Source organism: Streptomyces viridochromogenes, assembly GCF_001270495.1.
GTDB lineage: Bacteria > Actinomycetota > Actinomycetes > Streptomycetales > Streptomycetaceae > Streptomyces > Streptomyces viridochromogenes_A.
The window spans coordinates 49,660-70,859 of sequence record NZ_LGUR01000061.1 but is presented as its reverse complement, the minus strand read 5'-3'; the positions used below and the strand labels follow the sequence as shown (position 1 = coordinate 70,859).

General features: G+C 70.6%; 18 protein-coding genes. 9 read left to right on the top strand and 9 right to left on the bottom strand.

Annotated features, from left to right (window positions below):
- Window positions 1–145 precede the first annotated feature (145 nt).
- Window positions 146–1,270: a winged helix DNA-binding domain-containing protein gene (locus ADK36_RS08455; RefSeq protein WP_053196899.1), complete on the top strand. Its 1,125-nt coding sequence runs from the start codon at window positions 146–148 to the stop codon at window positions 1,268–1,270.
- 98 nt (window positions 1,271–1,368) lie between these two features.
- Here the strand turns inward: ADK36_RS08455 and ADK36_RS08450 are convergent, their stop codons facing one another.
- From ADK36_RS08450 to ADK36_RS08435, 4 genes are all read right to left on the bottom strand, one after another.
- Window positions 1,369–2,016, bottom strand: coding sequence for a LysE family translocator (locus ADK36_RS08450; protein WP_053196929.1), 648 nt, complete (start codon window positions 2,014–2,016; stop codon window positions 1,369–1,371).
- A 218-nt stretch (window positions 2,017–2,234) separates the two neighbouring features.
- Entirely contained in the window at window positions 2,235–3,023 is a 789-nt protein-coding gene (locus ADK36_RS08445; protein WP_048582818.1) for a S1 family peptidase, read from the bottom strand.
- A 391-nt stretch (window positions 3,024–3,414) separates the two neighbouring features.
- Window positions 3,415–6,237, bottom strand: coding sequence for a helix-turn-helix transcriptional regulator (locus ADK36_RS08440; protein WP_053196897.1), 2,823 nt, complete (start codon window positions 6,235–6,237; stop codon window positions 3,415–3,417).
- 214 nt (window positions 6,238–6,451) lie between these two features.
- Entirely contained in the window at window positions 6,452–7,279 is an 828-nt protein-coding gene (locus ADK36_RS08435; RefSeq protein ID WP_053196895.1) for a helix-turn-helix transcriptional regulator, read from the bottom strand.
- A 152-nt stretch (window positions 7,280–7,431) separates the two neighbouring features.
- Between ADK36_RS08435 and ADK36_RS08430 the strand changes: the two genes are divergently transcribed.
- Window positions 7,432–9,102 carry an AMP-binding protein gene (locus ADK36_RS08430; RefSeq protein WP_053196893.1) on the top strand — a complete coding sequence of 557 codons (1,671 nt, stop codon included), beginning with the start codon at window positions 7,432–7,434 and terminating at the stop codon, window positions 9,100–9,102.
- A 35-nt stretch (window positions 9,103–9,137) separates the two neighbouring features.
- Window positions 9,138–10,697 (top strand): AMP-binding protein, encoded by a 1,560-nt coding sequence (locus ADK36_RS08425; protein ID WP_276525475.1) that lies wholly within the window; start codon window positions 9,138–9,140, stop codon window positions 10,695–10,697.
- Window positions 10,698–10,700: 3 nt separating this feature from the next.
- On the opposite strand, the gene ADK36_RS08420 is transcribed toward ADK36_RS08425, so the two are convergent.
- Together ADK36_RS08420 and ADK36_RS08415 are read right to left on the bottom strand one after the other, a co-directional pair.
- Window positions 10,701–11,219 (bottom strand): GNAT family N-acetyltransferase, encoded by a 519-nt coding sequence (locus tag ADK36_RS08420; RefSeq protein WP_053196891.1) that lies wholly within the window; start codon window positions 11,217–11,219, stop codon window positions 10,701–10,703.
- A gap of 41 nt (window positions 11,220–11,260) precedes the next feature.
- Window positions 11,261–11,983, bottom strand: coding sequence for a hypothetical protein (locus tag ADK36_RS08415; RefSeq protein WP_053196928.1), 723 nt, complete (start codon window positions 11,981–11,983; stop codon window positions 11,261–11,263).
- Window positions 11,984–12,218: 235 nt separating this feature from the next.
- Between ADK36_RS08415 and gcl the strand changes: the two genes are divergently transcribed.
- Window positions 12,219–14,003: a glyoxylate carboligase gene (gene gcl, locus ADK36_RS08410; RefSeq protein ID WP_053196889.1), complete on the top strand. Its 1,785-nt coding sequence runs from the start codon at window positions 12,219–12,221 to the stop codon at window positions 14,001–14,003.
- 708 nt (window positions 14,004–14,711) lie between these two features.
- On the opposite strand, the gene ADK36_RS08405 is transcribed toward gcl, so the two are convergent.
- The 3 genes from ADK36_RS08405 to ADK36_RS08395 all read right to left on the bottom strand — a co-directional run bounded on the left by ADK36_RS08405 (window position 14,712) and on the right by ADK36_RS08395 (window position 18,254).
- Window positions 14,712–16,169, bottom strand: a complete 1,458-nt coding sequence (locus ADK36_RS08405) for a catalase (protein ID WP_048582811.1) — start codon at window positions 16,167–16,169, stop codon at window positions 14,712–14,714.
- Window positions 16,170–16,379: 210 nt separating this feature from the next.
- Window positions 16,380–17,270, bottom strand: a complete 891-nt coding sequence (locus tag ADK36_RS08400) for a 2-hydroxy-3-oxopropionate reductase (RefSeq protein WP_048582810.1) — start codon at window positions 17,268–17,270, stop codon at window positions 16,380–16,382.
- Window positions 17,271–17,414: 144 nt separating this feature from the next.
- A complete protein-coding gene (locus ADK36_RS08395) occupies window positions 17,415–18,254 on the bottom strand; it encodes a TIM barrel protein (protein WP_048582809.1) in 840 nt (279 codons plus the stop codon).
- Between the two features lie 133 nt (window positions 18,255–18,387).
- Between ADK36_RS08395 and ADK36_RS08390 the strand changes: the two genes are divergently transcribed.
- The 5 genes from ADK36_RS08390 (at window position 18,388) to pucL (ending at window position 21,080) form a co-directional block, all read left to right on the top strand.
- On the top strand, window positions 18,388–18,639 hold the full coding sequence (locus ADK36_RS08390) for a hypothetical protein (RefSeq protein ID WP_053196887.1): 252 nt from the start codon (window positions 18,388–18,390) through the stop codon (window positions 18,637–18,639).
- Window positions 18,636–19,046 (top strand): helix-turn-helix domain-containing protein, encoded by a 411-nt coding sequence (locus tag ADK36_RS08385; protein ID WP_053196885.1) that lies wholly within the window; start codon window positions 18,636–18,638, stop codon window positions 19,044–19,046. Before ADK36_RS08390 ends, ADK36_RS08385 begins: the two co-directional genes overlap by 4 nt.
- A 193-nt stretch (window positions 19,047–19,239) precedes the next feature.
- Window positions 19,240–19,749 carry a 2-oxo-4-hydroxy-4-carboxy-5-ureidoimidazoline decarboxylase gene (gene uraD, locus ADK36_RS08380; protein WP_048582806.1) on the top strand — a complete coding sequence of 170 codons (510 nt, stop codon included), beginning with the start codon at window positions 19,240–19,242 and terminating at the stop codon, window positions 19,747–19,749.
- Window positions 19,750–19,756: 7 nt separating this feature from the next.
- Window positions 19,757–20,149: a hydroxyisourate hydrolase gene (uraH, locus tag ADK36_RS08375; RefSeq protein ID WP_048582805.1), complete on the top strand. Its 393-nt coding sequence runs from the start codon at window positions 19,757–19,759 to the stop codon at window positions 20,147–20,149.
- Between the two features lie 7 nt (window positions 20,150–20,156).
- The gene (pucL, locus tag ADK36_RS08370; protein WP_048582804.1) at window positions 20,157–21,080 is read left to right on the top strand and encodes a factor-independent urate hydroxylase; all 924 of its coding nucleotides are present in this window, start codon (window positions 20,157–20,159) and stop codon (window positions 21,078–21,080) included.
- The last annotated feature ends 120 nt before the right edge of the window (window positions 21,081–21,200 follow it).

Here is a 21,200-nt window from a genome sequence, read left to right as displayed (position 1 = left end):
TGCGTGTGTGTCTGTGCGTGCGTGTTCGTGTGCGTGATCACGGAGCAGGATATACGGGATGAATGACATGGGAGGGGGAGCCGATCCTGGATTCCGTGAGAGTTGCGGACCGAAGGTGTCCGCAAGTCTCGCTAGCGTGCGGAGCATGACGAAGACGACGAAGCGGACCACCGGGGCCGCGGGGACCGATCCCATCCTCAGCACCCGCGCCCTCAACCGGGCCACCCTCGACCGGCAGTTGCTGCTGCGCCGCTCCCCGCTGTCCGTCATGGCGGCCGTGGAACATCTGGTCGGCCTCCAGGCCCAGGAGGTCAAACCGCCGTACTACGCGCTCGCCGCCCGCCTCGACGGCTTCACGCCCGAGAAGCTGTCCGGGCCGCTGGCCGACCGCGCCGCCGTACGCATCGTCACCCTGCGTTCGACGATCCACCTGCACACCGCCGACGACACTCTCACCCTGCGTCCGCTGGTCCAGCCCGCCCGGGACCGCGAGGTGAACCTCTTCCGCAAGGGCCTGGTCGGCGTCGACCTGGGCCGCCTCGCCGTCATCGCCCGTGACCTCGTCGAGGCCGAGCCCCGCACCATGAAGCAGTTGCGCGAGGCGCTGAGCGCCGAGTGGCCGGACGCGGACCCGCAGTCCCTGGCCGTCGCCGCCCGTTGCACGCTTCCCCTCGTCCAGGTCACCCCGCGCGGACTGTGGGGCCGCAGTGCCCAGGTCGCCCTCACCACCGTCGAGCACTGGCTGGGCCGCCCCGCCGAGCCGGCCGCCTCCCCGGACGCCGCGGTGCTGCGCTATCTGGCCGCTTTCGGGCCGGCCTCCGTGAAGGACATGCAGACCTGGTCCGGCCTGACCCGGATGCGCGCCGCCTTCGAACGGCTCCGCCCTCAGCTGCTCACCTTCCGGGACGAGAGCGGCGTCGAGCTCTTCGACCTGCCCGACGCCCCGCGCCCCGACCCGGAGACCCCGGCCCCGCCCCGCTTCCTGCCCGAGTTCGACAATCTGCTCCTCTCCCACGCCGACCGCACCCGTGTGATCCCGCCCGCGAACCGTGGCCGCACCTGGCAGGCGAACACCTTCTACTGCCCGCTCCTCGTCGACGGCTTCCTCGCGGGGGTGTGGCGGATCCTCGGCGACGCCCTGGTCATAGAGCCGTTCGTCGAGCTCAGCAAGCAGCAGCGCGCGGACGTCCTCGAAGAGGGGGAGCGGATGCTGCGGGTCCTGCACTCGGAGGACTCGTACGACATCCGCTTCGGGACCGTGATCCCCTAGCGGCCGTCGCCCCCCCGGCGACTTGTCGCCTCCTGGCGACAAGTCATCTCCCAGTGACCGGCATCCTCAAACAGGCACCGCCCACGCCTCGTTCCGGCTCAGTCCGCCCGTCCCGTCACCGCGACGGTCACCCCGAGCCCGATTATCGTGGCCCCGCCGGCTCCGCCTATCAGGGACAGCCGGCGGTCGGAGCGGGCGAACCAGCTGCGGGCGGCGGATGCGGTCAGGCCCCACAGGGTGTCCGTGACCAGGCCGATGGTGATCGGGACCAGGCCCAGCAGCAGCATCTGCGTCGGGACACTGCCTGCCGAGTGGTCCACGAACTGGGGGAGGACGGCGGCGAAGAACACCACGCCCTTCGGGTTGGTGACACCGACCAGGGCGCCGTCGAGGAGCGTTCGCAGATCGCCGCGCGACGGTCCCGTGGGCCGCACCTCTATCGCCGACGCCTTCAGCTCCTTGCGGTGCCGGAACGCCTGCACGCCCAGGTAGACCAGATAGGCCGCGCCGGCCAGCTTCACCGTCAGATAGACCGCCACGGACCGCTCCACCAGGGAGCCGACGCCCACCGCGACCGCGACGACCAGCAGGTACGAGCCGAGGACATTGCCGAGCGCGGTCGCCATGGCGGTGCGGCGACCGTGGGCCAGGGCGCGGCCGATGACGAACAGCACGCTTGGCCCCGGAACCACGATCACCAGCAACGACATCGCCGCGAAGGCCAGCAAACGGTCCGCGGACACCATGCCCATCACCCCCGACGCCTGTTTCACTTCCCGTGCCGTCACTTCCGAACGGCACCCAATTCAACCAGGCCCCACTGACAACGGACACGGCGGCGGACGCGCAAGAGCAGGCGGCAGACATGGATAGGGGGCGTTGCGGGCCGCTCGTGGAGGCCCGCAACGCCCCCTGGTCTTTCACCCGAGGTGTGCTCGGGAGACCTTCTGGACGACAGTCCCGGTCAGGACTCGACCTGTTCGGTCACCTCGTCCGAGAACGTGGTCAGCCGGGTGTAGACACCCGGGTAACCGGCCTGGGCGCAGCCCTCGCCCCAGGAAGTGATCCCTGCCAGGACGCCCCCGATGATCAGGGGACCGCCGCTGTCGCCCTGGCAGGTGTCGACGCCGCCGGAGGTGTATCCGGCGCAGACCATGTCGGACGCGAGGAAGTCCGAACCGTAGGAGCTCGCGCAGCTGGAGTTGGAGACGAGCGGCACGGTGGCCGTCCGCAGCTGGTTGGAGGAGCTGCCGTTCGAGGACGTGGTGCCCCAGCCGATGACGCGGGCGGTGGTGCCGGCCGCGTACACGCCGGTGTCCGAGGAGTCGACGTACGAGGCCGTCGTGTACGGCATCGAGGTCGACAGGGTCAGCACGGCCACGTCGTTGCCGTCGGTGGCGCTCGTGTAGTCGGGGTGGACCCAGATGTCGCTGACCCGGCTGACGGTGCCGTTCGTGCCGTTGCGGTAGGTGCGGCCGCCGACGACGCGGACGCTGCTGGTGGTCTCGTCGACCATGCAGTGGGCCGCGGTGACGACCTTGGTGGCCGAGACCAACGTGCCGCCGCAGAACTGGTTCTGCGAGGCGTCGGTGATCTGCATCATGAACGGGTACGCGGTCGTCGTGGTGGTCGTGCCGCCCACGATGCGCGTTGAGGCGGCCTCAGCCGTGGGGGCGCTGAGCAGGGCTGTCGCGGCCGCGGCAGCGGTGGCCACGACGGCGGCGGTCTTTCTGGCACGGGTGAGCCCGGACATGAGACTCCTCATTGGGGGGTTGCCGGTGGGGGGTCGCGCGGGTGGGGGGTGGTGCACGGGGGCCGCGGGACCGACCCCCGTGTGCCCGGCGAGCGGCACGCACTCAAGGTAGGTCCCGGAAGTTCCCCTTCCCAATGAGGGAACCCCCTAAGGGAGTTGGGCAGGGAAAACCCTCGGTCGGGGTCGGCTAAACCTCCGCGGACCGACAAGGACGGGTGAACTCACGCGCCGCGAGGCGTCGTACGACGACCCGAGGGCACTGCGAACTACGCCCCGACGCACAGGCACGGCATCTCAAAGACACGTCGTCCGGCACCCGGAACTCATGCCCTCCGGTACCTCGACTCACGTCGTCCGGCACCCCGAACTCACGCCGTGCGCCGTCCCGAACTCACGTAGTGCGCCGTCCCGCCGCCAGTCTGACGATGTCGACGCGCGATCGGATCCCGAGCTTGCGATATACGCGGGTAAGTGTCGCTTCGACCGTTTTGACGCTGATGAACAGGCGCGCGGCGATCTCCCGGTTCGTCGCGCCCTCCATGACGAGCGCGGCGACCTGACGCTCCATAGAGGCGAGCCCGTCCAGGCCCTCAAGACCGTCCGGCGGCGCGGCGGCGGGGGTGGGGGCCGCCTCCACGGGGCGCGCCGCGGCGGCCGCCTCGACCTGCCGCAGCCAGGGCAGTGCCCGGCAGCGGCGGAACAGCCGGGCCGCCTCGTCGTACGACGTGGGGCCGGGAGCGCCGGTGCGTAGCTGGGCCAGGGCGAAGGCGGCGCGGGCCTCCTCCAGGCTGTAGCCCAGTTTCCCGAGACGGTCCTGCGCCGACGTCAACTGGGCCACCGCGGCGTCCTGTTCGCCGCGTGTCGCGCGGAGCAGCGCCTCGGCCCGGTCCAGGACGGCCAGCACGCTCTCGCGGTCCAGCCGCAGCGCCAGCTCCCGCGTGACGTCGATGACGTCCTGTGCCTCCGCGAGCTCGCCGCTGCGGACCAGGGCCTCGGCGAGGTCGCCGTGCCAGCGGCCGCGCGCCGGGTCGGTGATGCCGAGGCCCTGCTCCACTTCGCGTACCCGGCGCAGCGAGACGACCGCCGCCCGCACGTCCCCGGCCACCAACTGGGCGTGGCCCAGGGCCGCCAGGGCACGGGAGACGTACATCTGGTCGCCGTCCTCCTCGGCGTGCTCCACCGCCTCCCGCGCCAGCGCCAGCGCCCGGTCCGTCTCGCCGCCCGCCGCCTCGGCGAGCGAGGTCAGCACGGCGGAGGCCACCTCGCCGATACCGGTGTCGCGGGCGAGGCGCAGGCTCTCGCGGGCCAGGTCGAGGGCGCGCCCGCAGTGCCCGGAGTGCAGTTCGGTCTCGGCCACCCCGCGCAGGAAGTGCACCTCGCTCTCGACCGACCCGCGCCGGCGCACCTCGCGGAGCAGGGCGGTGACCGTCGTGCGCGCCTCCGCCAGCTGGTCGCTCATGATCAGCCAGCGGAACCGGGAGTAGCCGGCGCCGTTGTGATGGCACGCCACCCTCGGGTCCTGCGGCTCCTCCAGCGCCCGCCGGATGGTCGCGGGGGCGTCCGCGTGGCCCATCAGCGTCTCGATCTGCGCCTGGAAGGCGAGAGCCATCAGCTCGGTGTGCCGGTCGCCGGCCCGCCCGGCCAACTCCGCCGCGTACGCCGCCTCGCCGCGGGCCTCGTCGAAGTCGCCCTCCACGAGCAGGGCGCGCCAGGTGAGTTGGTAGTGGACCAGGGCGAGCAGCCTCGGGTCCTCACCGGCGTCGGCCAGGGCTTGCGGGAAGATCGCGTCGACCTCGGTCATGGCGTGGCCCGCCGTGTCGATCACGATGATCCAGGCCCGCACCCGGTCCTCGGGCACGGTCGTGCGGCTCAGTACCTCGCGGGCGATGTCCCGGGCGAGGTCCAGCTCTCCGGCGGTGATCGCGTCCTCGGCGGCCGCCAGGCGCAGCACTTCCGGGTTCGACGTGCCGTCGGCCGGCGTGTGCCGCGCCGCGAGCAGGCCCAGTTGCGCCGCGACCGACGGCGCTCCCCGGTCCCGGGCCTGGGCGGCGGCCTCGGCGAGCCGGGCCGCCACCTCCAGGTCGGTGCCGTGGGTCGCCAGGGCCAGGTGCCGGGCGCGTTCGATGGGGTCGGAGGCCGCCGTGGACAGCGCGGCGTGCGCGGCCCGCCGCTCCTGCGCGGGCGCCTCCGCGTACAGCGCGGCGGAGATCATCGGGTGTGCGAACCGTACGGCGGGGCCCTCGGGCTCGGTCGCCAGCAGCCCGAGTTCGGCGGCCTGGGCGGTCTCGGCCTCGGCGTTGTCCCGGCCGGCCGCGTGCAGCAGCGCCAGCGTGGGACGGGCGCCCGCGCTCGCCACGAGGAGGGTGCGGCGGGCCTCCTCCGACAGCATCTCCAGGCGGTTCAGCACCAGGGCGCGCAGCGAGGTGGGCACCGGCAGCGGTTCGCCGGGGCGGGGCGGGGTCGGGTTCTCGGCGAGGGCGCGGCCCAGTTCGAGGGCGAACAGGGCGTTGCCGCCGCTGGTGCGGTGGATGTCCCGGACCGTGGAGCGGGGCAGGCCGGTGTAGCCGCGGTGGTCGAGCAGCGCGGACAGCTGGGCGCGCGAGAGGGGTCCCAGCCGTACGGCGAGGGTGTCCGGCGGGGACGCGCGTAGATGGCGGTCGTACTCCTGGCCGTCGGTCCGCACCGCGCACAACATCCGGACCGGGGTGTCGCCGAGGCGGCGGGCGGCGAAGCCGAGGAGCTCGGCGCTGGCCGGATCCAGCCACTGGAGGTCGTCGGCGACGACGAGGACGGGCCCGGTGTCGGCGAGGGCGCGCAGGGCCGACAGCACGGCGAGGCGCAGCGCGAGGCCGTCGCGCTGGAGGGTGGACTCGCCGCGGCCGGTGAGCGCCGACTCCAGGGCGGTGCGCTGGGCGGCGGGGAGCCGCTCGGACACCTCGTCCAGGACCAGGCCGAGGAGGTCGGCCAGGGCGAGGAAGGGAAGGTGGGATTCGGACTCCGTGGGCGAGCAGCGCAACACGGTGCGCGCCGCCCCGCCGTATTCCCCGGCCAATGCCCGCAGGACCGTCGACTTCCCAATTCCGGCGGGTCCGTGAAGCAGCACGCTGCCGCCCCGCCCGAGCTGCTCACGCGCCGCCCTGAACAGCTCGTCCCTGCCGATGACCTGGTCGGGGCGGCATCTGGCAGGCTCCTTGAAGTCCCGTCGCACGGTCACCGCTCCCCTCCGTGTGTCGTGTCCGGGCCAATATTAGGCAACGAATCTTTGAAATTCGGACGGACGACGTGGTGAGGCAAATAACAGCCGTGGAGAGCTTGCGATCGTCATGGGGAAATTCAAGGCGCGGATGAATGAATGGGCGGTCGTCGGAGTGGGCTGGACCAGGGGCGGAGACCCACCGCCCCCCGGAGGCAACCCGCCCCTCCCCGCTCTACGGCAGCAACCCCGCCCGGCGTGCCGCCACCACCGCCTCTCCGCGGGTGTGGGCGCCCAGCTTCCGCATGGCCGAGCCCAGGTAGCCCTTGACCGTCTCCGCGCGCAGCCCGAGCCGCTCGGCGGTGACCGCGTTCGTCGAGCCGGCGGCCACACACGCCAGCACGTCCACTTCCCGCGGGGCCAGCCGCGTGCCGTCCCGGCGGCCGTCCGGCGTGGGTGCGGGCCCCTCCGCCAGCAGGCCGCAGACCTCCAGGAGCTCCGTGCGCAGCGCGGGGTCGTCGATGCGCGGGGCCAGGGCGCGCAGGACGGCGTGGGCCTCACGGACCTGCTCCCAGGCGGCACCCCGGCCCTCGTCGTCGTACGGCGCCGTCCGCGGCCGGGCCGCCTCCAGCAGCCCTCGCACCTCGTCCCGCACCACCAGCGCCTGCTCCACGTCCCGCGCCGCCTCCACGGCCGCCGTCAGCGTGCGGTCGCCCAGCGGCTGGGCCGTGCGCAGGGCGCCGTACAGGACACCGCGCACCCGGCGCCGTACGACGACCGGGACCGCCAGCACCGAGCGCAGGCCCTCCGCGGCGACCACGGCGTCGTACTCGTGGCTGATCTGCCGGGAGGCGGAGTAGTCCGTGACCGCGCAGGGCCGGACGAGGGCGACGGCCTTGCCGCCGAGGCCGTTGCCGGCGGTCACGGCGAGTCTGCGCAGGGACTCGGTCGCCGTGCCGTTCAGTTCGCTGATGCGCATCCGGGGGCGCCCGGGCTCCACCATGCCGCCGAAGGCGACCGGCAGTCCCGTCGAGCGGCGCAGGCGTACCAGCGCGCTCCTCATCTCCACCGATGCGGCCGCGTCAACTGCCACGTGCTCGCCCTTTCACCGCTGTTTCCCGAGCGCACACCCCCGTTCGGGGGTAGTGAGACCCACGTCACGGATTACACGATGACAGAGAGCCGCCCGGCAAGGTCCGGAGACCAGGAGGACAGATGACGACGGGGACGGAGCTGTTCCGCGACGCGCGGAACTTCCTGCTCGACCACCGCGAGGACTACGCGACCGCCTACGAGGGCTTCGACTGGCCGCGACCCGAGCGGTTCAACTGGGCGCTCGACTGGTTCGACGTCATCGCGGCCGGAAACGACCGCCCCGCGCTGCACATCGTCGAGGAGGACGGCAGCGAGGTCCGGCTGTCCTTCGCCGAGATGGCCGAGCGGTCCGACCGTGTCGCCAACTGGCTGCGGGCGCGGGGCGTGCGGGCCGAGGACCGTGTCCTCGTCATGCTCGGCAACCAGGCCGAGCTGTGGGAGACCGCCCTGGCCGCCATGAAGCTGCGCGCCGTCGTCATCCCGGCCACCCCGCTGCTCGGCCCGGCCGACCTGCGCGACCGGGTGGAGCGGGGCCGCGTCCGGCATGTGCTGGTGCGGGCCGAGGACACCGGCAAGTTCGACGAGGTGCCCGGCCGCTACACGCGCATCAGCGTCGGCGGGGCGCGCGAGGGATGGCAGTCGTACGAGGACGCGTACGCGGCCCCCGCCGAGTTCGTCCCCGACGGGCCGACCGCCTCCGACGACCCGCTGATGCTCTACTTCACCTCCGGCACCACCGCCCGCCCCAAGCTGGTCGAGCACACCCACACCTCGTACCCGATCGGGCACCTGGCCACCATGTACTGGATCGGCCTCAAGCCCGGCGACGTGCACCTGAACATCTCCTCGCCCGGCTGGGCCAAGCACGCCTGGTCCAACCTCTTCGCCCCGTGGAACGCCGAGGCGACCGTCTTCATCCACAACTACACGCGCTTCGACGCGGCCCGGCTGATGGCCGAGATGGACCGCGCGGGCGTCACCACCTTCTGCGCCCCGCCGACCGTCTGGCGCATGCTCATCCAGGCCGACCTGAGCGCGCTGCGCACCCGTCCCCGTGAGGTCGTGGCGGCGGGTGAGCCCCTGAACCCCGAGGTCATCGAGCAGGTCCGGCGGGCCTGGGGCGTGACCATCCGGGACGGCTTCGGGCAGACCGAGACCGCCGTCCAGGTCTCCAACAGCCCCGGCCAGCCCTTGAAGACGGGCTCGATGGGCCGCCCCAGCCCCGGCTTCCGCGTCGAACTCCTCGATCCGGTCTCCGGCGCACCGGGGGCCGAGGAGGGCGAGATCGCCCTCGACCTGTCGGCCCGACCCGTCGGCGTGATGACCGGCTACCACGGCGACGCCGACCGTACGGCGGAGGCGATGGCCGGCGGCTACTACCGGACGGGGGACATCGGTTCGCGGGACGCCGACGGATACATCACGTACGTGGGTCGCGCGGACGACGTGTTCAAGGCATCGGACTACAAGATCAGTCCCTTCGAGCTGGAGAGCGCCCTGCTGGAGCACGGGGCGGTGGCCGAGGCGGCCGTCGTGCCCGCGCCGGACGAGCTGCGGCTCGCGGTGCCGAAGGCGTACGTCGTCCTGGCGGAGGGCTGGGAGCCGGGCCCCGACACGGCCAAGGTGCTCTTCGAGCACTCACGGGACGTTCTCGCGCCGTACAAGCGCATCCGCCGCCTGGAGTTCGCGCCGCTGCCCAAGACCGTCTCCGGCAAGATCCGCCGTATCGAGCTGCGCGAGGCCACGGCCGCGGGGTCGGACGCCGAGTACCACGAGGAGGACTTCCGGTGACCGCACAGCTGTCGTACACCCACGGGACGAGCGGGATGGCCCTGCTCGGCGACACGATCGGGGCCAACCTGGACCGTGCGGTCGCCGCGTGGCCGGACCGGGAGGCACTGGTCGACGTACCGTCCGGGCGACGCTGGACGTACACCCAATTCGCCGCCGACGTCGACGAGTTGGCGTACGCGTTGCTCGCGAGCGGGGTCGCCAAGGGCGACCGGGTGGGCATCTGGGCGGTCAACTGCCCCGAGTGGGTCCTGGTCCAGTACGCCACGGCCCGGATCGGCGCGATCATGGTGAACATCAACCCGGCGTACCGCACCCACGAGGTCGAGTACGTGCTCAACCAGGCCGGGATCTCGCTGCTCTTCGCGTCCGTCAGCCACAAGACGAGCGACTACCGGGCGATGGTCGAGCAGGTGCGCGGCAAGTGCCCGCGGCTGCGGGAGACCGTGTACATCGGCGACCCCGGCTGGGAGACGCTGATCGCTCGCGGGACCCCGGTTCCGTACGAGGAGCTGTCCTGCGACGACCCCATCAACATCCAGTACACGTCGGGCACGACGGGCTTCCCCAAAGGGGCCACCCTCTCGCACCACAACATCCTCAACAACGGCTACTTCGTGGGCGAGATGATCGCCTACGGCGAGCAGGACCGGGTGTGCATCCCCGTGCCGTTCTACCACTGCTTCGGCATGGTCATGGGCAATCTGGCCGCCACCTCCCACGGTGCCTGCATGGTGATCCCGGCCCCCTCCTTCGACCCGAAGGCCACGCTGGAGGCGGTCCAGCAGGAGCGCTGCACCTCGCTCTACGGCGTCCCGACCATGTTCATCGCGGAGCTCAACCTCCCCGACTTCGCGTCGTACGACCTCTCCTCCCTGCGCACCGGCATCATGGCGGGCTCGCCCTGCCCGGTGGAGGTGATGAAGCGGGTCGTCGCCGAGATGCACATGGCGGAGGTCTCCATCTGCTACGGCATGACCGAGACGTCCCCGGTGTCCCTCCAGACGCGGCGGGAGGACGACCTGGAGCACCGCACGTCCACGGTCGGCCGCGTCCTGCCGCACATCGAGGTGAAGATCGTCGACCCGGCGACCGGCGTGACCCAGCCGCGCGGCACGGCGGGCGAGCTGTGCACCCGCGGCTACAGCGTGATGCTCGGCTACTGGAACGAGCCCGAGAAGACCGCCGAGGCCGTCGACGCCGGACGCTGGATGCACACCGGTGACCTCGCGACGATGCGCGAGGACGGCTACGTCGAGATCGTCGGCCGTATCAAGGACATGATCATCCGGGGTGGCGAGAACATCTACCCGCGGGAGATCGAGGAGTTCCTGTACGCCCACCCGAAGATCGCGGACGTCCAGGTCGTCGGGGTGCCGCACGAGCGGTACGGCGAGGAGGTGCTGGCCTGTGTCATCCCGCGCGACGTGGCCGATCCGCTGACGTTGGAGGAGCTACGGGCCTTCTGCGACGGGCAGTTGGCGCACTACAAGATCCCCAGCCGGTTGCGGATCCTCGAGTCGTTCCCGATGACGGTGTCCGGGAAGGTGCGGAAGGTGGAGTTGCGGGAGAAGTACGCGGCCCCCTCGGCCTAGGCTTCAGCCGGTCTCCGGCCAGTCGCGGCGCATGCACACGCGCGGCCACCGGTCGAGGCCGAGCTCCGCCTCGTGGGCGCGGATCCTCCGCAGCCCCGCGGTGAGTTCGGCCTCCGCCAGGGCCCGGAAGCCGAGGCGGGCGTAGTACGGGGCGTTCCACGGGACCTCGGTGAAGGTGGTCAGGGTGAGGGCGGTGAGGCCCTGCTCGTGTGCGTGGTCGGCGGCGTGGGCGAGGAGGGCCCGGCCCAGGCCCCGGCGGGCGGCGTCCGGGTGGACCGAGACCTGCTCGATGTGCAGGGCGCCGTCGACGGGCTCGCAGATCAGATAGGCGACCGGGTGATCGTCGGCGTCGCGGGCCACCCAGGCGCGGCCCGCCCGGCGGAAGCGGTCCAGGACGTCCAGGGCGGGCGGCTCGTCGTCGGCGATCGCCGCCATGCCGAGGTCGCGGAAGGGGGCGCCCGCGGCGCGCTCGATGTCCTGGAGGACGAGGAGGTCGTCGGGGATCGCGGGGCGGATGCGCATGGGCCGAGTGTCCGTCGGCCGCGGCGCCGGGCGCGAGCGGATTACCGGGCGCCCGTCGCGTCCAGTTCGTCGGCGAGGCTGTTGACCGGCTGGGGTGTCCCCGTGAGGTCCAGGACGAACAGGGGGACGCCCAGCGAGTCGGCGCGGGCGCGGGCCTCGGGGGCGTATCCGGCGAGGGAGAAGTAGACGCAGGCCGCGGACTCCGTCATCGCGGTCAGCCACAGGCACTCCACGTCGCGGAGGGACGCCGGAGCCACGGTCGGGTCGACCTGGGCGAGCAGCCCGTGAGCGGCGATCCCGATCCCGGTCGGCGGCCGCTGGTCGGCGCGGCGGATGTCCCGGTAGCCGAGCCAGCGCAGATAGACGGCGGCCGCCGTGACCGCGTCGCGGGCGGTGCGGATCGTGATCGGCTGGAAGGCGCGGCGCGGCACGGGCGTCTTCTGCTGTGCCGCATCCGTATCCGCTTCCCCTCCTGCATCCGCATCCGCGTCCTCGCCGGTCCCTGTCTCCACGACCGGAACGCGCAGCACCGTCCCGCAGGGGCAGCCCAGCTCCGGACGGGGCCACTCGTCCTCGCGGCCGCACGCCCCGCAGCGCACGCCGACCCACTCCTCGTCCCAGGAGCGATGGGTGATGACCGTGGCGGTCCCCTGGGCATCCAGCGTCGGCGCGACGGGCGCCCCGCACGCACACGGGTAGACGGGCGCCGCGTAGAGATGCTCCCGCCGACAGGCCGGGCAGCGCACCGACACGCTCTCGGACATGGCCCACTCCAGGACGATCTCGCATCGGGACAGCGCCCCCATCGTCCTCCAGGTGGTGCCCGGTTGTCCGCCCCTTGACGGTCTTCACCTGCCCACCTACATTGCTTCCAGATAGTAGAAAAGTATTTCCACAATGCGGAAATGCTGCAGTAAAGCAGAACAGACATCGTCACGGAATTGCTCACCGCGGGGCGCGACGGGAGTGCGAATCCGACAGCCGAAGCAGGAGTACTCAATGGCTCGTATGACCGCTGCCCGAGCGGCAGTCGAGATCCTCAAGCGCGAGGGCGTCAGCAACGCGTTCGGTGTGCCGGGCGCGGCGATCAACCCCTTCTACGCGGCGCTCAAGGCCTCCGGTGGCATCAACCACACCCTCGCCCGCCATGTGGAGGGCGCCTCGCACATGGCCGAGGGCTACACCCGTACGCACGCGGGCAACATCGGCGTCTGCATCGGCACGTCCGGTCCCGCCGGCACCGACATGATCACCGGCCTGTACTCCGCGATCGGCGACTCCATCCCGATCCTGTGCATCACGGGCCAGGCGCCGACCGCCGTGATCCACAAAGAGGACTTCCAGGCCGTCGACATCGCCTCGATCGCCAAGCCGGTCACGAAAATGGCGGTGACCGTCCTGGAGGCCGCCCAGGTCCCCGGAGTCTTCCAGCAGGCCTTCCACCTGATGCGCTCCGGCCGTCCCGGCCCGGTCCTGATCGACCTGCCGATCGACGTCCAGCTGACGGAGATCGAGTTCGACCCGGAGACGTACGAGCCCCTCCCGGCCTACAAGCCGGCCGCGACCCGCGCCCAGATCGAGAAGGCGATCGGGATGCTGAACGCCTCCGAGCGGCCGCTGATCGTCGCGGGCGGCGGTGTCATCAACGCTGACGCCGCCGAACTGCTCGTGGAATTCGCCGAGTTGACGGGCACTCCGGTCGTCCCGACCCTGATGGGCTGGGGCCTGCTGCCCGACGACCACGAGCTGAACGCCGGCATGGTGGGCCTGCAGACCTCGCACCGCTACGGCAACGCGACCTTCCTGGAGTCCGACTTCGTCCTCGGCATCGGCAACCGCTGGGCCAACCGCCACACCGGCAAGCTCGACGTCTACACGGCAGGCCGGAAGTTCGTCCACGTCGACATCGAGCCGACCCAGATCGGCAAGATCTTCGCCCCCGACTACGGCATCGCCTCCGACGCGAAGGCCGCTCTGGAGCTGTTCGTCCAGGTGGCCAGGGAGTTGAAGGCGGCGGGCAAGCTGCCGGACCGCTCCGCGTGGGCGGCCTCCGCGCAGGAGAAGAAGGCGACCCTCCAGCGACGTACGCACTTCGACGACATCCCGATCAAGCCGCAGCGCGTCTACGAGGAGATGAACAAGGCCTTCGGGCCGGAGACCCGGTACGTCTCCACCATCGGCCTCTCGCAGATCGCCGGCGCCCAGATGCTGCACGTCTTCAAGCCGCGCCACTGGATCAACTGCGGCCAGGCGGGCCCCCTCGGCTGGACCGTCCCGGCCGCGCTGGGCGTGGCGAAGGCCGACCCGGAGGCACAGGTCGTCGCCCTGTCCGGCGACTACGACTTCCAGTTCATGATCGAGGAACTGGCGGTCGGCGCGCAGCACAAGATCCCGTACGTGCACGTCCTGGTCAACAACGCCTACCTGGGGCTGATCCGCCAGGCGCAGCGGGCGTTCGACATCGACTTCCAGGTCAAGCTGGAGTTCGAGAACATCAACTCGCCCGAACTGGGCGTCTACGGCGTCGACCACGTCAAGGTCGCCGAGGGCCTCGGCTGCAAGGCGATCCGGGTGACCGACCCGAGCGAACTGGGCGCCGCCCTGGAGCAGGCCAAGAAGCTCGCCGCCGAGCACCAGGTGCCGGTCGTCGTGGAGGCGATCCTGGAGCGGGTCACCAACATCTCCATGTCGACCACCAACGACATCAGCAACGTGGTCGAGTTCGAGGAGCTCGCGACGGAGCCGGAGCACGCGCCGACGTCGATCAGGACGCTGAAGGTCTGACGCGGTAGCTCCCACCCGCCCGGACACAGAAGGGGCGGTCCAGCCGAAAGGCCGGACCGCCCCTTTTCCGTGCTCCCCCGTGGGTGTTGCTCCCCCGTCGAGGCCCGCCGCCCCCGTGCCGGCGGGCCCCGTGTGATGAGAATGTTGCCCTCGAACGGCGGCAGTTGAAGCCCCTTGAACAAGGTTCAGAGCTTGATTTGAGCTTTGCGTAGATGTCTTACGTCTCCAGAAGTGCGTACGCGCTACGAGGTGCGGACGTGCGGACACGCGGACGTTCGGCCGGGTGTGCTGCCCTGCCTCCAGCGTCCTGAGCGTCCCACGGAAGGCCCGTTCGCGGCACCCCGGACGCCGAAGAGCGCCGGGTACGGGACCGTCCGTACCCGGCGCTCTTCAGCCGGTGAGGTATTCGGTTGTGGCCGTCCGACGGTGCGAGGCTGGGCGCGACAGGACGTTCGCGCCGCCGGACGGGGTCCAGGGCCCGGCTGGGCTCGGGACCGCGGCGGCAGCGACGGAACCGGGGCCCCTTCCCTCTGGTCGAGAAGGAGGTCCGGACCTTCACCACCGCACTGGCTCGCACGCCGCCGCGGTCCTCACGTTGCCCGCGCCCTCTTCCGGTCGACCACCCCTCATCCGGGTCGATCGGCAGCGTGGCGCGGGCGGTGCGTCCGCTCATGACCTCCTGTCAGGAGACGGACGCAGCTCGGGGGTTCAGTCCTCGCGCAGGGCGCGGACCGCCTCCTCCACGCGCTTGCCGTACTCCGGGTCGGCGGCGTGGAAGTGGGCCAGGTTCTTCTCGATCACGTCGTCGCGGGAGACCTGGGACAGGCCACCGGCGATGTTCGCGACCAGGCGGGACTTCTCCTCGGCCGACATCAGCCGGTACAGCTCGCCGGCCTGGAAGAAGTGGTCGTCCTTGGTGTGCAGAGGCGCCTCGTGGGTGCCGGTGTGGCCGGTCACGGCCAGCGGGGCCGACAGCGGGCGGCCGGTCTCCACCGGGCCGTCGTAGGAGTTCGGCTCGTAGTTCTTCGCCCCGCGGCCCTGGGAGTTGGTCGCCATGAGACCGTCCCGGCCGTAGTTGTCGGCCGCAGTCGCCTTGGGCGCGTTGACGGCCAGCTGGGTGTGGTTGACGCCCAGGCGGTAGCGGTGGGCGTCCGCGTAGGCGAACAGGCGGCCCTGGAGCATCTTGTCGGGGGAGGGGCCGATGCCGGGCACGAAGTTGTTCGGGGAGAACGCGGCCTGCTCGACCTCGGCGAAGACGTTGTCCGGGTTGCGGTCCAGGACCAGCCGGCCCACGCGCTGGAGCGGGTAGTCCTTGTGCGGCCAGACCTTGGTGAGGTCGAACGGGTTGAAGCGGTAGTCGGCCGCCTCGGCCGCCGGCATCAGCTGGACGTAGAGCGTCCAGGACGGGTGCACGCCCCGCTCGATGGCCTGGAGCAGGTCCGTCTGGTGCGAGTTGGGGTCCTTGCCCGCGAGTTCGGCGCCCTGCTCGGCGCTCAGGCAGCGGATGCCCTGGTTGGTCTTGAAGTGGTACTTGACGAAGAAGGCCTCGCCGTCGGCGTTCGTCCACTGGTAGGTGTGCGAGCCGTAGCCGTTCATGTGGCGGTACGACGCGGGGATGCCGCGGTCGCCCATCAGCCAGGTCACCTGGTGCGTGGCCTCGGGGGCGTGTGCCCAGAAGTCCCAGACGTTGTCCGGCTCCTGGCGGCCGGTGAACGGGTCGCGCTTCTGTGAGTGGATGAAGTCGGGGAACTTGATCGGGTCCTTGATGAAGAACACCGGGGTGTTGTTCCCGACGAGGTCGTAATTGCCTTCCGCCGTATAGAACTTGACCGCGAAACCGCGCGGGTCACGGACCGCGTCCGCGCCGCCGAGGCTGTCGGCCACGGTCGAGAAGCGCAGGAACACCTCGGTGCGCTTGCCGACCGCGCTGAGGAAGTCGGCGTGGGTGAAGCCGGTGACGTCGTCGGTCACCTCGAAGTGGCCGTAGGCGCCGGAGCCCCGGGCGTGCACCACGCGCTCCGGAATGCGCTCGCGGTTGAAGCGCGCCAGCTTCTCCAGGAGGTGCTGGTCCTGGAGCAGGAGCGGGCCGCCGACGCCGGCGGAGGCGGAGTTCTGGTTGTCGGCGACCGGGGCGCCGGACTCGGTGGTGAGCACGCGCTTCGACATCGTGGACCTTCCGTGCGGTAGCACTTCCGTGCGGGTGGCAGCGGAAAACTCTTTCCGCTTGATGGAGCCTAGAAGTGGGAGAATCTGAGCGTCAACAGTTTGTTGAAGTTGTTTGCGGCGGTTGATTCCGGGCGACGCCCCGCCTGGGCGCGACAGGACAGGTGTCAGCGAAGGCGCCGCCCGGAAGTCTCGGGGTGGGTCGGGCCCGGGTCAGACCTGGGCGCCGGAGAGGCGCTCCACCGCCCGCAGCAGGGCCGAGTGGTCCAGGCCGCCGTCGCCCTGCGCACGCAGGGACGCGACCAGCTGGGCGACCACGGCACCGACCGGAAGGGCGGCGCCGACGTTGCGGGCGGCGTCCGTGACGATGCCCATGTCCTTGTGGTGCAGATCGATCCGGAAGCCGGGCTTGAAGTCCCGGTTCAGGAAGTTGTCCTTCTTCCGCGTCAGCACGGTCGAACCCGCCAGGCCGCCGTTGAGGACGTCCAGGGCGGCCGTCAGGTCCACGCCGGACTTCTCCAGGAAGACCACGGCCTCGGCGCACGCCTGGATGTTCACGGCGACGATCAGCTGGTTGGCCGCCTTCACGGTCTGACCGGAGCCGTGCGGACCGCACAGCACGATCGTCTTGCCGAGCGCCTCAAGGATCGGCTTCGCGGCGTCGAAGTCCGCCTGCTCGCCGCCGACCATGATCGACAGTACGGCCTCGATGGCGCCGGCCTCGCCGCCGGACACGGGGGCGTCCAGGACGCGGATGCCCTTGTCCTTGGCGGCCTTCGCCAGGTCGACCGAGGTCTGCGGGGTGATCGAGGACATGTCGATCAGCAGCGCGCCGGACCTCGCGTTCTCCAGGATGCCGTCGGGGCCGTAGGAGATGGCCTCGACCTGCGGGGAGGCCGGCACCATCGTGATGACGACATCGGCGTCCCGCACGGCCTCGGCGATCGAACCGGCCACGGTGCCGCCCGCGGCGGCCAGGCGGTCCAGCTTGTCCTGCTCCAGGGTGAAGCCGGTGACGTCGTAGCCCGCCTTGATCAGGTTCTCGGACATGGGGGAGCCCATGATGCCGAGGCCTATCCAGGCGATCTTGGGGAGGTTGCTCATGATGGGGTACCTCTCTGCACTGCTTTGGTACGTCTACGTGTGGGTGCCGGTCAGCGACAATCAGCCGTCCGGCGTTTGAGGACGAGGCCCTTTCGGGGCCGAAGCGGGGGTCCGGGGGGCGGGAGCCGCCCAGGGGCGGTGCCGTCAGCGGGCGGCGCGCTGCTCCACCGGCAGCCAGCCGAACGCCTCCGCGCTCGGGCGGTCGCCCGGCTTGTACTCCAGGCCGACCCAGCCCTCGTAGCCCGCCTTCTTCAGCTGGTCGAGCAGCTCCTCCAGCGGCAGCGCCCCCGTGCCCGGCGCGCCGCGCCCCGGGTTGTCGGCGATCTGCACGTGGCCGGTCTTCGCGGCGAACCGCTCGATCACCGCCGGCAGGTCCTCGCCGTTCATGGACAGGTGGTACAGGTCCATCAGGAACTTGGCGTTGCCGAGCCCGGTCGCCTCGTTGACCTTGTCGACGATGCCGACGGCGGCCGGTGCGGACACCAGCGGGTACAGCGGCGACTCGGGCTGGTTCAGCGCCTCGACGAGGAGAATCGCGCCGATCCGGTCGGCCGCCCGGGCCGCGAGGACCAGGTTCTCCAGGGCGAGCGCGTCCTGCTCGGCCGGGTCCACGCCCTCGACGCGGTTGCCGTACAGGGCGTTGAGCGCTTTGCAGCCGAGCGAGGCCGCGAAGTCCGCCGCCACGTCGATGTTGGCGCGGAACCTCTCCGACTCCTCGCCCGGGACCGACAGGGCGCCGCGGTCGGGACCGGGCAGCTGACCTGCGTAGAAGTTCAGCCCGGTGAGCTGGACGCCCGCGTCCTCGATCGCCTTCTTCAGGGCGTCGAGCTCGGACTGCTCAGGGGTGGGGGAGTCGATCCAGGGCCACCACAGCTCGACCGCGGTGAAGCCGGCCGCGGCGGCGGCCGCGGGGCGCTCCAGGAGCGGGAGTTCCGTGAAGAGGATCGACAGGTTGACGTTGAAGCGCTGCTCTGCGAATCCCATCGCCGGCGCTCCCTTCCGTGTCGAGATTCCGTATTGCGGAAGTTAGTTTCTGCGTATTGGAAGATTGCCGTCGTGTGTCCAAGGTTGTCAAGAGGGCTCGGCGGAAGGCGGCGCCGCGCGTTAGGTTGACCGCGTGCGATTGAGAGTGGAGTTCACGACCGAGCCTTTCGACCTCGACGAGGCGCCCGCGCACGCGCTGGCGGCCCGCGAGGTCATCGAGGCGGCCGAGCTCGACGCGGTGGACGTCGGCCCGTTCGGCAATACGGCGGAAGGCGGTGTCGACACCGTGCTCACGGCCGTGGACGCCCTGCTCCGCAAGAGCCTGGAGGCCGGTGCCACCCGGATCTCGCTCCAGGTGAACGTGGTCGGGGAGGGTGGGGAGTGACCGGCACCGGGGACGAGCCCTTCATCGCGGCCGTGAAGCCGCTGGTCGACGCCATGGGCGGCGAGATACTCCCGCCCGACGAGGCCGGCCCCGAGGACGTCGTGCTCTCCTGGGGGGGCGCCGACGTCGTCGCCGTACGCCTGCCCCAGCTCGCCGACTCCCTTGATCACATCCTGGCCGCCATGGAGCGCAGGAAGGGCCAGCCGCTGGCCGACCTGGACCGCAAGGCCAAGCAGGAGGTCGTGCGGATACTGGAAGCGCGGGGCGCCTTCTCCGTGCGGCACGGCGTGGAGACCGTGGCGAGCGCGCTCGGGGTGAGCCGCTTCACGGTCTACAACTACATCAACTCCCAAGAGGAGAAGAGGGTCAAGCGGCGCAAGACGCAGGCCGGTGGCGACCAGAAATGACCGTCTGTGGTCGCTCGGTGCCAGTCCGCTTCTGCGTCTACAACTATCTGAACCGGGACAAGAACGCCTGAGACGGTCGTCCGGTTTCGACACCGCGAATTTTCAACAAAGTGTTGACGTCTCGTCGTCGTAGGGCGTTAGCTATCGGCACGCCCGTTCAGTACGAAGGCCCTTCGCGGCCACGGAGGCTCCCGTGACGTCGAAATCCACGCCCCCGGGCCTGGCCCGGTTCAACGCCCTGGAGGAGCACGCGGCCTACGCCGCTCTCCACGAGGCGTGCGCCTCCACGGCGTGGGCGAAGCGGCTGCTCGCCGCCCGCCCCTACGCTGCCGTCGACGACCTCTACACAGCCAGTGACGCCGCCATGGCCGAGCTGACCGCCGAGGACCTCCAGGAGGCGATGGCCGGGCACCCGCCGATCGGCCGGCCCAAGCCGGGCGATCCGACCTCGGCCCGGGAGCAGCGCGGCATGGCCGGCGCCTCCGAGGAGCTCAAGGCGGAGATGCTCGAACTCAACCTCGCCTACCAGGACAGGTTCGGCCATGTCTTCCTGATCTGCGCCACCGGCCGGACCGGCGAGCAGATGCGCGACGCGGTCAAGGAACGGATCGGCAACTCGCCGGAGCAGGAGCGGGAGATCGTCCGCACCGAGCTGGGCAAGATCAACCGTATCCGGCTCGCCCGACTCGTCGAAGAGGACTGACCAAGCCATGAGCACCAGCACCACCGCCTCGGTGTCCACGCACATCCTGGACACCAGCATCGGCCGGCCCGCCGAGGGCGTCGCCATCCAGCTCGCGGCCCGTAGCGGCCGGGACGCTGCGTGGCAGGCGCTCGGTGGCTCCGCGACCGATGCGGACGGGCGGTGCAAGGACCTCCCGGCGCTGCCGGAGGGGACCACACACGTACGGCTCGACTTCGCGGTGGAGCCGTATTTCGAGAAGAAGCAAGCCGATGCGCAGCAGGACGCCCCCGCGAATCGGGACAGCGGTGCCGTGTTCTTCCCCGAGGTGGCGATCACCTTCGCCGTCCAGCCCGGGGAGCACTACCACGTGCCGCTGCTGCTCAACCCGTTCGGCTACTCCGTTTACCGAGGGAGCTAGCAGACACATGCCCACGATCCTGGGACAGAACCAGTACGGCAAGGCCGAGAACCGAGTCGTAAAGATCACGCGGGACGGCGCCACCCACCACATCAAGGACCTGAACGTCTCCGTCGCGCTCTCCGGCGACATGGACGAGGTCCACTACTCCGGCTCGAACGCCAACGTCCTGCCGACCGACACCACCAAGAACACGGTGTACGCGTTCGCCAAGGAGTACGGCATCGAGTCCGCCGAGCAGTTCGGCATCCACCTCGCCCGCCATTTCGTCACCTCGCAGGAGCCGATCCACCAGGCCCGGATCCGTATCGAGGAGTACGCCTGGGAGCGGATCGACGCCTCCGACGCCAACTCGCAGTTCATCGGCGCCGACGAGGTCAAGCACTCCTTCGTCCGCAAGGGCCAGGAGACGCGGGTCACGCAGATCACGTACGACGGTGAGAAGTGGGAGGTCGTCTCCGGCCTCAAGGACCTCGTCGTGATGAACTCGACCAACTCCGAGTTCTGGGGCTACGTCAAGGACAAGTACACGACGCTCAAGGAGGCGTACGACCGCATCCTGGCCACCCAGGTCTCCGGCCGCTGGCGGTTCAACTGGACCGACGACGAGCAGCGGATGCCCAACTGGGAGAAGTCCTACGAGCAGACCAAGAAGCACATGCTCCAGGCGTTCGCCGAGACGTACTCGCTCTCCCTCCAGCAGACCCTGTACCAAATGGGCTCGCGCATCATCAACAACCGCAGCGAGATAGACGAGGTCCGCTTCTCCCTCCCGAACAAGCACCACTTCCTGGTGGACCTGGAGCCGTTCGGGCTGAAGAACGACAACGAGGTGTACTTCGCCGCCGACCGCCCCTACGGCCTGATCGAGGCCACCATCCTGCGGGACGGCTGCGAGGCGAAGATCCCGATGGACCTCACCAACCTCTGATCCACCCCCTTTCGGCACCCGTGACCGGGGAACCCGCCTCCCCGCGGACTCGGCTCCCCGGTCACGGCACTCAAAATTCCCGGGGTCCTGCCGTGCCCTCTCCGATTCAGCACAACACCC